The organism is Coleofasciculus sp. G1-WW12-02, assembly GCF_040219735.1.
Taxonomy (GTDB): domain Bacteria; phylum Cyanobacteriota; class Cyanobacteriia; order Cyanobacteriales; family Coleofasciculaceae; genus Coleofasciculus.
The window spans coordinates 51,551-63,422 of sequence record NZ_JAVJRX010000047.1 but is presented as its reverse complement, the minus strand read 5'-3'; the positions used below and the strand labels follow the sequence as shown (position 1 = coordinate 63,422).

12 protein-coding genes are annotated in these 11,872 nt (G+C 44.6%); 5 read left to right on the top strand and 7 right to left on the bottom strand.

Features of this window, described 5'->3' with window-relative positions; translation table 11 throughout:
* Window positions 1-120 precede the first annotated feature (120 nt).
* Window positions 121-597 carry a DUF29 domain-containing protein gene (locus tag RID09_RS08400; protein ID WP_446335497.1) on the top strand — a complete coding sequence of 159 codons (477 nt, stop codon included), beginning with the start codon at window positions 121-123 and terminating at the stop codon, window positions 595-597.
* Window positions 598-972: 375 nt separating this feature from the next.
* Here the strand turns inward: RID09_RS08400 and RID09_RS08395 are convergent, their stop codons facing one another.
* Window positions 973-2,112, bottom strand: a complete 1,140-nt coding sequence (locus tag RID09_RS08395) for a glycosyltransferase WbsX family protein (RefSeq protein ID WP_446335496.1) — start codon at window positions 2,110-2,112, stop codon at window positions 973-975.
* A gap of 312 nt (window positions 2,113-2,424) precedes the next feature.
* On the opposite strand from RID09_RS08395, the gene RID09_RS08390 reads away from it, so the two are divergent.
* On the top strand, window positions 2,425-3,453 hold the full coding sequence (locus RID09_RS08390; protein WP_446335495.1) for a permease: 1,029 nt from the start codon (window positions 2,425-2,427) through the stop codon (window positions 3,451-3,453).
* A gap of 183 nt (window positions 3,454-3,636) precedes the next feature.
* A complete protein-coding gene (locus tag RID09_RS08385) occupies window positions 3,637-4,398 on the top strand; it encodes a TIGR03943 family putative permease subunit (RefSeq protein WP_446335494.1) in 762 nt (253 codons plus the stop codon).
* 212 nt (window positions 4,399-4,610) lie between these two features.
* On the opposite strand, the gene RID09_RS08380 is transcribed toward RID09_RS08385, so the two are convergent.
* The gene (locus tag RID09_RS08380) at window positions 4,611-5,213 is read right to left on the bottom strand and encodes a superoxide dismutase family protein (protein WP_446335493.1); all 603 of its coding nucleotides are present in this window, start codon (window positions 5,211-5,213) and stop codon (window positions 4,611-4,613) included.
* A 77-nt stretch (window positions 5,214-5,290) separates the two neighbouring features.
* Window positions 5,291-6,268 carry a hypothetical protein gene (locus RID09_RS08375; RefSeq protein WP_446335492.1) on the bottom strand — a complete coding sequence of 326 codons (978 nt, stop codon included), beginning with the start codon at window positions 6,266-6,268 and terminating at the stop codon, window positions 5,291-5,293.
* A 99-nt stretch (window positions 6,269-6,367) separates the two neighbouring features.
* On the opposite strand from RID09_RS08375, the gene uvrB reads away from it, so the two are divergent.
* Together uvrB and RID09_RS08365 are read left to right on the top strand one after the other, a co-directional pair.
* Window positions 6,368-8,365, top strand: a complete 1,998-nt coding sequence (uvrB, locus tag RID09_RS08370; protein ID WP_446335491.1) for an excinuclease ABC subunit UvrB — start codon at window positions 6,368-6,370, stop codon at window positions 8,363-8,365.
* Between the two features lie 155 nt (window positions 8,366-8,520).
* Window positions 8,521-8,976 carry a pentapeptide repeat-containing protein gene (locus tag RID09_RS08365; protein WP_446335490.1) on the top strand — a complete coding sequence of 152 codons (456 nt, stop codon included), beginning with the start codon at window positions 8,521-8,523 and terminating at the stop codon, window positions 8,974-8,976.
* Between the two features lie 78 nt (window positions 8,977-9,054).
* Here RID09_RS08365 and RID09_RS08360 read toward each other — a convergent pair whose 3' ends face one another.
* The 4 genes from RID09_RS08360 to RID09_RS08345 form a co-directional block, all read right to left on the bottom strand.
* On the bottom strand, window positions 9,055-9,912 hold the full coding sequence (locus RID09_RS08360) for a class I SAM-dependent methyltransferase (RefSeq protein WP_446335489.1): 858 nt from the start codon (window positions 9,910-9,912) through the stop codon (window positions 9,055-9,057).
* Between the two features lie 50 nt (window positions 9,913-9,962).
* Window positions 9,963-10,310 carry an aspartate 1-decarboxylase gene (gene panD, locus RID09_RS08355; RefSeq protein WP_446335488.1) on the bottom strand — a complete coding sequence of 116 codons (348 nt, stop codon included), beginning with the start codon at window positions 10,308-10,310 and terminating at the stop codon, window positions 9,963-9,965.
* 177 nt (window positions 10,311-10,487) lie between these two features.
* Complete coding sequence (locus tag RID09_RS08350) at window positions 10,488-10,850, bottom strand: response regulator (RefSeq protein ID WP_446335487.1); 363 nt, start codon at window positions 10,848-10,850, stop codon at window positions 10,488-10,490.
* Window positions 10,851-11,284: 434 nt separating this feature from the next.
* Window positions 11,285-11,839 (bottom strand): hypothetical protein, encoded by a 555-nt coding sequence (locus RID09_RS08345; protein ID WP_446335486.1) that lies wholly within the window; start codon window positions 11,837-11,839, stop codon window positions 11,285-11,287.
* Window positions 11,840-11,872 lie beyond the last annotated feature (33 nt).

Genomic DNA, 11,872 nt, shown 5'->3' with positions numbered 1-11,872 from the left:
ACTTGCCAACCGAAGTAATCCCCTTTTTGCCCTGGAGCCTTCTGCCTTTCGCGATAAACCCGGATTGGGTGTGACAAGCAATTTTTTAGACTATCAATAGATTAGCTACAAAATAAACCAATGAAAACAACCAATAAATTGTCTCCAGCTTACGAACTCGACTTTTATGGATGGACACAGGAACAAGCGAGATTGCTCCAGGAACAAAAGTGGAGTCATTTAGATATTCCCAACTTGGTTGAGGAGATAGAAGCATTGGGTAGACAGGAACGGCAAGAGCTGGAAAATCGCTTGGGAATTTTATTAGGACATTTGCTCAAGTGGGAGTTTCAGTCTGATAAGCGCTCAAGGAGTTGGTTTGCTACTATCCGGGAACAACGCCGTCGCGTCGAACGGCTGCTTAAAAAAAGTCCCAGTCTGCAACCTTACCTACCTGAAGCCCTAGAGAATGGATATCAAGATGCCTTAGATTTAGCGGTTCGCGAAACATCTTTAAGTTACAAAACCTTTCCCCCAGAATGTCCTTATTCTCTGGAGCAGATTCTCAATAACAACGTTTTTCCTGGAGAGACTTTTGAGCCAGAGGAATACACTTAAGCCGAATGTTGGACATTCGTAGTTGCGCTGTATTCGCCATCAACGTTTGCTTCGTTACAACAAACATTTAGTTTAGTTCAAACTAACGATGGCGTTGGGTTACTCTACCCTTCGGGTTCTCCTCCGGAGTACGAGAAGGCTGACGCTCCTTACGTCGCTATCGCTGCGCGTCACGTCTACGTTCCAAGAGCCCAACCTACTTGCGTTGACATACACCCAACTCGCTAATGCTCTACAATTTTCCATTGGCTTGCTGAATATTGAACACAACAATCATAGCGAATCCCGGTTTACAAACCTCTTTATCATCTAGTCCGCGCAGGCGGACTTTGTTTGTGTAGTTGTGACTTCTAGTCGCCGATTCTAATTTGAGTTTCAACTATAGATTTCATCGCGAATAACTTCTAAAAAAGCTTTGCCAAATTTCAGATCAGGCTCCAAATAATTCCCCTCCGCCCATTCATTCCACGAACGAATAAAAATTAGCTGCTTTTCAGATTCCCGTTCCGATACAGTGTCAATTGCCTCTTGCAGATGAACTCTAAATAAATCAGGAGTTGATTTGAGAAACACCAATCCATAGATACCTGTTCTCGGCGTGTTATCCCAATTCGGAAAAATACAGGGATAAGTCAAAAAATAGGGGTGACTTCCCTTAAAAGCACACTTAATCGCTTTTTCGTAGGAATAAAGTAGCGGATAATCCGAAAACTGTTTATGTTTTTGGTAGAATCTCCGGGATGAGAACGAACTAAACTTTTGCTTAACTTTAGTTAAACCCTGCTTCTCTGGTAAAATTCGGGCGGAAGACTGCGTAAAAACGTAATCGGGATTGATAATAACAGACGCATCAAACCCATTGGCTTCAGGAAACCAGTATTCATGTCGGGCAACTCCAATTAAATAGAGTCCGTTTAACCCGGATTTAATTGCTAAGTCTCTCCAACAGTCCGTAAATTGTTTCGGGTCTGGCAATTCCTCCGGATTATAAACCAGAAATAGGGGTTTACCCTCAACCGTGATATAGCGGGGATCAGTAAACGCATCCAGGAGGGTATAGAAATGAGTCGTATAATCTGCCAAACCAGGGTAAGTTTGCTCAATTAAAACCCGATCCGGACAACCATGCCAAATCCCCGTCCAGGTTTGATTTGCCCAAGCTAAACAAAACGGAAAATTCGGCTCACCTGATTTTAAGACCTCATTAAATGGTCGTTCTAAAACTCGCTTCCCCGCAAACCAATAATGCCAATAACAAAACCCTTCAATTCCATACTCTCTTGCCAGATCCGTTTGCGCTTGTCGGGCTTCGGGTAAACGCAAATCATAAAAGCCTAAATCAGCGGGAATTTTGGGTTGGTTGTGTCCGGGGAATAATGGCTTGGCTTTAGCAACGTTTGTCCATTCTGTGAAGCCTTTTCCCCAGGCTTGATCATTTTCAGGGATGGGATGAAATTGCGGCAGATAAAACGCAATTACACGAGCCTTTGCTGATTTTAAGGGGTTGGTTGTCATTACGGAAATGTCCTATTAGATATCAGTAAAAAATGTGAGAAATTTTCCCGTCACCCGTCTTCGGAGGAGGGTTAGGGAGAAGTAAAATCAAGGTATTGGAGATATTTGAGCTTAAATTGACACCAATAATTCATGCATTAGACTCTCCATATAGGGGGTCAACAGTAAATTTGTGTAAATCCTGATTTGATTTATTGCACCGTGAATGGTATTTATTATCGCTTGATCCCCGTTTCCCTCCCTCCCTGGAAACTATCTGATACAATAGCGCTTACGTGTAAAAAGACCCTCGATCGCGAAACGCTTAAATGCATGAGTCAGTTAAACAACGCCTTTACCCTTTTCTTGAGTTTGCTGGTCGAGGCAATCCCATTTTTACTCATTGGCGTCTTATTTTCCGGCTTACTGCTGTTGTTCGTCGATGAGGGACGGCTGATTGCTTCCTTACCGAAGAACCCCTTCCTCGGGGCGGTTGTGGGGAGTTGTGCGGGATTTTTCTTCCCGGTGTGTGAATGTGGGAATGTTCCTGTGTCACGGCGGTTGCTGCTACAAGGGGCACCTGTATCGGTGTCAATCGGGTTTCTGCTAGCCGCCCCCACGATTAACCCGATTGTAATTTGGTCAACTTGGGTCGCCTTTCGAGATCAGCCGGAAATTGTGGTCTTACGGGTCTTGTTTTCCCTGAGTATTGCCATAGTTATCGGTTGCGTCTTCAGCGTTCAGAAAGATATGCGTCCTTTGTTGCAACAAACTATCACCCGTTCCATGGTGCTTCCCAAAGAACGCAAAGTCAAACCTTCTGTGCAAAAGGAACCCCAACCCGCCCTCCTGCAATCAGGTACATTTTTACTGGGTCAACCGGGAACCCCCATCCCCATGGATGCGACAGTTCTCCAAGCCTCACTCGCCGCTACCCCCCCCCGTAAGCCTTGGTCCGATCGCTGGCGCTTGTTCTTAGACAATACCGTGCAAGAGTTACGAGAGTTAGGCGCTGTGCTAATAATTGGGAGTGCGATCGCGGCGACGATTCAAGTCGCCGTTCCCCGTGAAATCATCCTCAGTTTGGGTTCGGGTCCAATCACCTCAATTCTGGCGATGATGCTATTAGCCGCCGTCGTTTCAATTTGTTCAACCGTTGACTCCTTCTTCGCCCTCGCCTTTGCTTCAACTTTTACCAGTGGTTCATTATTAGCCTTTTTGGTATTCGGTCCAATGATAGACATCAAGGCGATTGGTTTAATGTTCTCCGTCTTTAAAGCTAGGGCAATTTTTTACTTATTTGCCCTCGCCGCCCAATTAACCTTTTTGCTAACCTTAATGGTTAATTTACATCTGAGTTAGTTATAAAGTTTTGAATGTGTAGGGGCGGGTTTTACCGATAACATTTCGGATCAAACCACTAACTTAACTAAACCCGCCCTGACTAAATTTGGAATGATAGAATTATTTGACCAATGACCAATGACCAATGACCAATGACCAATGACCAATGACCAATGACCAATGACCAATGACCAATGACCAATGATAAAAAAACAACGTCTTTTACTACCCATACTCGATATTATCACCCTAGGCATCTGGGGAATTTTGTTGATTCAATACTGGGTCAGTGGCGAGTTAAATTTACTCATTCACCCGAATTACTTTGCCTTAGTTCTGGGAACTGGGATACTTTTGCTAGTGCTGGCGGTGTTAAAAGCCATTCAAGTCATCGGTCAATTACCACCCCGAAATCCCAAAACGATGCCGATGATGCAACATATTAGCTGGTTTCCACCGGGTTGGAGTACAGGATTGTTGTTAGCCACGGCGATTTTAGGACTATTGGTGGAACCCAAAGTCTTTACCAGCCAGATAGCGATTCAACGAGGTGTCATGGAATCCTTAACCGCCACCCGCACCCAGCCCCAATCCTTTCGCAGCGCTAGCAAACCCGAAGCGCGATCGCTGATTGAATGGATTCGCACCCTAAGTGTTTATCCTGAACCTGATGAATATGCGGGTCAAGCGGTTAATGTTAAAGGGTTTGTCGTTTATCCCGAAAACCTATCCTCGAACTATTTATTAGTGACTCGTTTTGTGATTACCTGCTGTGCAGCAGATGCTTATCCGGTCAGTTTACCCGTGAAACTTCCGGGAAATCGTAAGGCTTATGAACCGGACACCTGGATACAAGTGAAAGGTAAAATGATTACGGAAACGTTAAAAGGTAAACGGCAATTGGTGATTGACGCGAGTGAGGTGGAAAAAGTCCCTGAACCCGATAATCCTTACTATTACTAAGTTCCTGATTACGCCTCTTGGGTCTTCCGTACTTATGGTGATAAGCAAACCTGATTATTCTTGGAAACTTTCTGGGGCAAGGCTTTCAAAACAATCTTTTTAGGGAAGCTATCACTAATATAGGGTTTTTCACCACAAGTACGGGAGAGCCAAGCCATTGGATTTGAAAGCCAGCCAACCAACCCATAACCCAGTTGAATTTTATCCGACTCCTACGAATCAGTCACTTCAATAATTCCACAGCCAACTCGTCCACCAGCATTACCCGTAGGTTGACCGAAATCATCTGGCTTTTCATGAAGAATCACCGCCCGATTCCCAATCGCATATTTCCCTTCAGTGAACGTGAGTCTCTCAACAGTCATACTTTTTGTACCAGTACCATCTTCAGCCATCGTAATATTGCCTAAATCTCCCCCATGAGCATTCTCAAACCCATCTTCGGTAATTAATCCATGTTTCACATCATCTGGATTAAAATGACCGCCAGCCGCATTCCCTTGATCCGCACAACTACCCGATTCATGGATGTGGAAAGCACGTTCTCCCGATGGAGCATTTGTCATCGTCACTTCAATCAACATACCATCCGCCGTGTTGGTAAACTCAGCCTCCCCCAAAACTTCTGAGGGATCAGTTGTGCTGTTGATGACGGCGGTGGCGATGCTAGCTTGTTGTTCTGTCACTTCTTCTTGGGGTTCTGTCACAGGTTCCTCAGTCACATTGTTTGTTGGCTGACAGCCGTACACGAACATCAGCAGCGTCGAAAAAAACGCGATCGCGATAATTCTCAGGGGTCTATTAATCAAGGTCATCTCCAGTTAAATGGTAATGCACTACAATTTGAATCAAACAAGTCAAATTCAAGCTATTATTAATCCTCAGCTATTTCCTAAAAAATGTCAATTTCCATAGATTCCACCTGAGTCACCCCGGCTGGCGGATAAAAGGTAAAGGTATCAGCAGCAACAATAGGAGATGGCACACGGCGAATAATATTTTCGGTCATCTTGATATCCATTCCGTCCGCTTTCCCACTAATTTGAAGCTGATCAACTGCGGCTGTATTGGGTTCCACCAAAAATGTGAACGTAAATCCGGCTTGGCGATCCTTATAGCGATAGGCATAGTAGTCTTGTCCCTCTAAATTTAGAATATTACCCTGCAATGGCATATCATCTTCCGCCTTAAAAACCGATTCAAGCTGATCAATCACTCCCTCTGCCGTCACTCCACCTTCAGAAAAGGCTTGCCTAAAAGGAGCAGACATTTCTAGAAATAACATCGAAGAAAAGCCAATAAAAAAGCTATCATTCGATTGGTTAAAACGTTCATAATCCATAACGGTGTATTGCTTTAAGCCGGGATTATAAATCCAGACCTGATCACCATCAGAAACCAGAATATAAGTCGGTTGGGCAAATTCGCCTGACTCAGGTGTAGAAATCTCGGTGCGAAACTGCTGAGGAGATTGGGCAATTGTTTTAACCAACACCGAAAATTGACCGGTAAAACCCTGTGCCTCAAAACTGAATTGCATTTCCGATTCAGTTTGATAGCGTTCGGCTTGAATAAAATTAGCAACCGTTCTGGCTAAAAGACTGACATCAAGTTCATCCGTCAAGGGACGGCTCATTCCTGGTGTCGGATTCGACTGGGTAAGTTGACTGGGGACAACTGATTCTGAGGGAGAAACTTGAACCTCTCTAGATTGAGGCTTGACCCGAACTCCCGGTTCCCCATCTTGTCCCGCCTGAGCAGTAGCTATACTAAATAGTGTCCCGTTGTCGCAGATAGAGGGAATGATACCCCAGGCATTCACCGTGGCAGTTATGCCGAAAATTGTAATGGCTTTTTGCAGTCGGTTCATTGCAAAAGTTAATCGTTATTCCTTTTACCCTAAACCAAAGCAGGCATCATGAATGATGAATTTTCTATTCCCTGTTCCCTGTTCCCCCTTCCCTGACAAATGATACCCTTTGATCTGCAAGCCCCCTTTGAAGCCAAGGGCGACCAACCCCAAGCCATTTCCCGCCTAACAACTTCTCTGAAAGCGGGTAACCGTTTCCAAACCCTCCTCGGTGCGACGGGAACGGGTAAAACCCATACCGTAGCCAGAGTGATTGAACAGATGGGCAAACCCACTCTGGTACTGGCGCACAATAAAACCTTAGCCGCCCAACTCTGTAACGAGTTGCGGGACTTCTTTCCCCAGAATGCGGTGGAGTATTTTGTCTCCTACTACGACTACTACCAACCGGAAGCCTATATTCCCGTCAGTGATACCTATATCGAAAAAAGCGCCGCGATTAACGATGAAATCGATATGCTGCGCCACTCCGCCACGCGATCGCTCTTTGAAAGGCGAGATGTGATTGTGGTAGCCTCGATTAGCTGTATCTATGGCTTGGGCATTCCCTCAGAATACCTCAAAGCCGCGATTCCCCTGCGAGTGGGTACAGAATTAAATCAGCGTAAACTCCTGCGCGATTTAGCCTCTGTCCAATATTCCCGCAATGATATAGAAATGGGGCGGGGACGGTTCCGAGTCAAGGGAGATGTACTCGAAATTGGTCCGGCTTATGAAGACCGAATTATTCGCGTCGAATTCTTTGGTGATGAGATTGATGCTATCCGCTATGTTGACCCCGTGACAGGTGGAATTATCCAAAGTCTCGACGCCCTCAATATCTACCCCGCCCGTCACTTTGTTACCCCAGATGAACGATTAGAAGAAGCCTGTAACGCCATTGAAACGGAACTCCAAGAACAAGTCACCCAGTTACAACAGGCTGGCAAATTACTCGAAGCCCAGCGCTTAGAACAGCGCACCCGCTATGATCTAGAACTCTTGCGCGAAGTTGGATATTGTAATGGTGTGGAAAACTATTCCCGCCACCTCGCCGGACGTAGGGCGGGAGAACCCCCAGAATGTTTAATTGATTACTTCCCCAAAGATTGGTTATTAGTCGTGGATGAATCCCATGTCACCGTACCCCAAATTCGGGGGATGTACAACGGCGACCAAGCCCGGAAGCGGGTATTAATTGACCATGGTTTTCGCTTACCCAGTGCAGCAGATAATCGTCCCCTGAAGGCAGAAGAATTTTGGACAAAAGTCAACCAATGTATCTTTGTTTCCGCTACTCCTGGAGATTGGGAACTTGAACAGTCCCAAGAACAGATAGTGGAACAAGTAATTCGTCCCACGGGGGTTGTTGACCCAGAAATCTTTGTCCGTCCCACCGAAGGTCAAGTGGATGACTTATTCGCGGAAATTCAGGAACGGGCATCCAAAAAAGAACGGGTACTTATCACCACGTTAACTAAGCGAATGGCAGAAGATTTAACTGAATATTTACAGGAACGCGGCATTCGCGTGCGCTATTTACACTCGGAAATTAATTCAATTGAACGGATTGAAATTTTGCAATCATTGCGGGAGGGCGATTTTGATGCACTCATTGGCGTGAATTTGTTGCGCGAGGGGTTAGATTTACCAGAAGTATCTTTGGTGGCTATCTTAGACGCTGATAAGGAAGGATTCCTCCGGGCTGCACGATCCCTGATTCAAACCATTGGTCGGGCGGCGCGTCATGTTCGGGGACAAGCCATTCTCTATGCTGATAATCTTACCGATAGCATGGCAAAAGCCATTGATGAGACAGAACGGCGTCGGGGAATTCAATTGGCATATAACCGGATGCATGGCATTACCCCCCAACCGATTGTCAAAAAATCCAGTAATGCGATTTTGGCATTCTTGGATGTGTCGCGGCGGTTGAATCATCAACAGTTGGCAAAGGTTTCTGAACAAGTAGAGGATTTACCCTTAGAACAGATTCCTGAGTTAATTAGTCAATTAGAAACTCAGATGAAGGAGGCGGCTAAAAATCTGGAATTTGAGGAAGCTGCCCAGTATCGCGATAAAATTAAACATCTGCGGGATAAACTGGTGGGTCGATAAAGGAGTTTTGACCCTTGGCTTCGCTAGTCGGGCATGGCGTGTGAATTTGTAGGGGCGGGTTTAGGGATTTTATGCTTAGCGATTGATGGTAACGTTTGTGCAAAACCCGCCCAGACCAAATTTTAAGTGGTAGAACCTTAAAAACCTTACGTGATATGAAACCCCTAAACATAATTATTTCCCTATTCGTTTTCAGTACACCTGCTTGTACTGGAGTGACAGTCGAACAGACAAACTCTGACGTTCCAGCAAAGATAGCCAAAGCGAGAGATTGCCCTGGCTGTGACTTGAGTAATGTCGATCTCAAGGGTGCCAACTTAAAAGGTGCTAATCTCAAGGAGGCTATATTAGATGGTGCGAATCTGAGTAATGCCAATTTAGCAGAAGCAGATTTGAGTGGAGCCTCTCTAAATGGCGCTAATTTGAATGGGGCAAACTTCAACAGTGCGAACCTTAAAGGCGTCGATTTAAGTAATGCTTCGTTAATTAGTACCAACTTAGTCAACGCTAATTTACGCCAAGCCAAGATTAAAACCGCAAATGTTTATCTAACCAACTTTTGTGGAGCTACTATGCCAAATGGGAGTCGGTCAATGCAAGGGTGTAGTTAGCAAAAATTGTCATCGTTACTCTTTTCGCTAAAATCATCTGGCTGATCATCCTATTTCAACTTTCTCCCACGTTCTTTTTTACCCGTGATTGACATGGGCAACTTGCAAAGCTGAAAGATAGGAGGTTTTTAGCTTTCCTGTACAGGTTCTCTCTAACACTTCTCTCATACCAGAAAATAAGGAGGTTCGTTGCAGCGACTCTAACTTTATGTAGGGTGATATTGTACTCAAAAGTGTCAAATACTCATCAATGCTATGAGTCGTATCACAAACTAACTGTTCTGACAAGAAATTCTGGAATAAACCTGAGTTGATAAAATCTTGTTCAATTTCTTTTAGGTTGCCTTGATGGGTTTCTATAGATCCATATCTGGCAAATTTGGGAATAGATGGCGCTTGAGTTTGATAAACTTCATCTAATTGATGACAAATTTCATCATTGGGGTGCGGCGGTGTATTCCACAACATAATTATAGACCCATTGTCTTGCAAAGCCTCAGCCGATTTTTGCACCCTAATTTCGGGTGAAATCCAGTGCATGGAAGTCGCGGCAAGAATAGCGTTGAATCGCCCAGGCTCTAGCTCCCATTCTTCAAAGGTTGTATTGATAATCTCCACATTGGGATAGGCTGAACAGTTGCTTTTGGCAAGTTTGTACGCGGCTGGGCTTGGCTCAAGACAAACCATAGAAAAGCCTAATTCAGCAAATTCTACAGTGGCAATTCCTGGACCACATCCTATTTCTAGAATGGTAGCTTGAGCGGGAAGTCGAGCTAACTCAACAGCGCGATGGATTAAGGTTTTAGGATAGCGTGGTCGGGCTTGATGATAGATATTGGCGACATCACTGTACCAGCGTTTTCGTTGTTCTAAGGTATAGGCGGCTGTGATTTCACTGCACCATACTTTGACTGATTCCGAATCTTTATCTGTCATAATACTCAAGCTGTCATAATACCCATAATACCCAGGTGTGGTTAAAAAGACTACAAGGGATTGTTGGATTCATCCACTTTGACGACTTTGGGATGATGTAGCAGTGCTTCTTCCGGTGTCATCTGAGCGTAAGCAATCACAATCACGTTGTCTCCGACAGCGTTTAAACGAGCCGCAGGACCATTCAAGCAGATGACACGACTTCCCCATTCGCCAGCAATGGTGTAGGTTTCCAGACGGGAACCATTATTAACATTGACAACCTGTACTTTTTCGTAGGGCAAAATATTTGCCGCTTTCAGGAGTTCTTCATCAATGGTAATTGAGCCATCATAGTACAAGCAGGCATCGGTTACTTTTACCCGATGCAACTTGCTTTTAAACATGGTAATCAGCATTATTAAATAATAACTCTAATTCAATTTTACAATATTTTCAGGTTTCTCGGTGACCTAGCTGCCCTACCGATAAGTAACTGAACATAAATTGGGTTAACTGAGTTAAAAAGATCAATCCCTGTTCCCTATTCCTTAAAAATGGGATGCACCCGGTTTACCCTTACACCAGAACTAAAATTATGCCATTGCCAATTTAACCGCACGATTGAGTTGCTCTTGAGAAAAAGGCTTCGTCAAATAAGCTTTAGCCCCCTGTTTCATACCCCAAAGACGATCAATTTCTTGGTTCTTAGAGGAACAAATTATAATAGGAATATTAGCTGTAGCCGGATGACCTTTAAGTTTTCGACACAACTCAAAACCACTCATTCCTGGCATGACAACATCTGTAATAATCACATCGGGTTGTTTGTTCGTTGCGTGAGTCACCGCCTCTTTTGGCTTAGACACTCGGATAACAGTGTGACCCCCTTGGCGCAGGTAGTTCTCGATCAGATCCATCTGACTGGCGTTGTCTTCAACTAGTAAAACTGTACTCATGTTGGCTGATTCCTATTCAGAAAAGTAGGGACAAGTGAAACCTTAGCCTCCTGGTCAAAGCGTAGGACTACGCGATCGCAGCATCAGTTTTCAACTCAGCCGTTTGGCTTGCGCCTCTGAATGGTTACCGACTAGAGTTGTAACCGGACAAGTGTAAAATGCAACCTGAGATTAACACGCCTACTGTTTCCATCGCGCCTCTTATGCTGCGTTTGGCTCGCTTAAAAATGAAGATGCATTCCCAAATGAAGAGATAATGGTTTAGGCTTCAACAGACAATCATAACACTGGATAATCTTGTAGTGGAAGGGCATTTACGAATCTATTACAAAAAATGATCGCATCCTCATTTGTCCTTTATCCTTTATCATTGGTCAGGGGTTGAGGGACGTTTACACAATTTATTATCGTTAAATTGATTTCGACTGACCAACTTACCTATCCTGCAAGAGTTCATCGATTAAGGATTGTAAGTCATCAAGGGAAGGTGTGTCAGTCTCCTGTGTTGACGCGGCTTCCTCGTTAGCAGACGACTTGTGGCGCGATCGCTGAATTAACCCTTTGAGGTGAGCCTTGAGTTGTTCCCGCTTCGACTCGGTTTTTGACATAATTTGCCTCACCTGCTCATCCGTTAAGCTAGAGGGTTCGTCCATCGCCTTAATTAATTTTTTCAAGGCATAAAACACCTGCATTAACAAATCTTGCAGCCTTTGGTCAACCTGGAGTAAACCCTGCTGCTGAATCAAATTAACACAGTCTACCAAACATAAACCGATTTGATGAATGCCTTGAATATGAAGCTGACTAATCGGCAGTAGGTTAGCCCCCCCTACGATACCACAACGAGCCGCTTGGCACAGTTCATTCACTTGGTCTGGGTTTTTAAGCGTGCTTCGCAGATGCTGCAAATGCTGCTCGATGAGTTGCAGGTGTGCTTCAGCAGCCTCAAGATAGTAGCCTTTGATTTGCTGTAGCTGTTCTGGCTGCATAAAGAATGTCCTTGCTAGATGCCGGATTTTTAG

What these genes read in the sequence shown, in the direction of transcription:
- RID09_RS08400 (WP_446335497.1), top strand. Translation starts at nt 121, where the DNA reads ATGAAAACAACCAATAAATTGTCTCCAGCTTACGAACTCGACTTTTAT.
- RID09_RS08395 (WP_446335496.1), bottom strand. Translation starts at nt 2,112, where the DNA reads ATGACAACCAACCCCTTAAAATCAGCAAAGGCTCGTGTAATTGCGTTT.
- RID09_RS08350 (WP_446335487.1), bottom strand. Translation starts at nt 10,850, where the DNA reads ATGAGTACAGTTTTACTAGTTGAAGACAACGCCAGTCAGATGGATCTG.
- RID09_RS08345 (WP_446335486.1), bottom strand. Translation starts at nt 11,839, where the DNA reads ATGCAGCCAGAACAGCTACAGCAAATCAAAGGCTACTATCTTGAGGCT.
- panD (WP_446335488.1), bottom strand. Translation starts at nt 10,310, where the DNA reads ATGCTGATTACCATGTTTAAAAGCAAGTTGCATCGGGTAAAAGTAACC.
- RID09_RS08365 (WP_446335490.1), top strand. Translation starts at nt 8,521, where the DNA reads ATGAAACCCCTAAACATAATTATTTCCCTATTCGTTTTCAGTACACCT.
- RID09_RS08385 (WP_446335494.1), top strand. Translation starts at nt 3,637, where the DNA reads ATGATAAAAAAACAACGTCTTTTACTACCCATACTCGATATTATCACC.
- RID09_RS08375 (WP_446335492.1), bottom strand. Translation starts at nt 6,268, where the DNA reads ATGAACCGACTGCAAAAAGCCATTACAATTTTCGGCATAACTGCCACG.
- RID09_RS08380 (WP_446335493.1), bottom strand. Translation starts at nt 5,213, where the DNA reads ATGACCTTGATTAATAGACCCCTGAGAATTATCGCGATCGCGTTTTTT.
- uvrB (WP_446335491.1), top strand. Translation starts at nt 6,368, where the DNA reads ATGATACCCTTTGATCTGCAAGCCCCCTTTGAAGCCAAGGGCGACCAA.
- RID09_RS08360 (WP_446335489.1), bottom strand. Translation starts at nt 9,912, where the DNA reads ATGACAGATAAAGATTCGGAATCAGTCAAAGTATGGTGCAGTGAAATC.
- RID09_RS08390 (WP_446335495.1), top strand. Translation starts at nt 2,425, where the DNA reads ATGAGTCAGTTAAACAACGCCTTTACCCTTTTCTTGAGTTTGCTGGTC.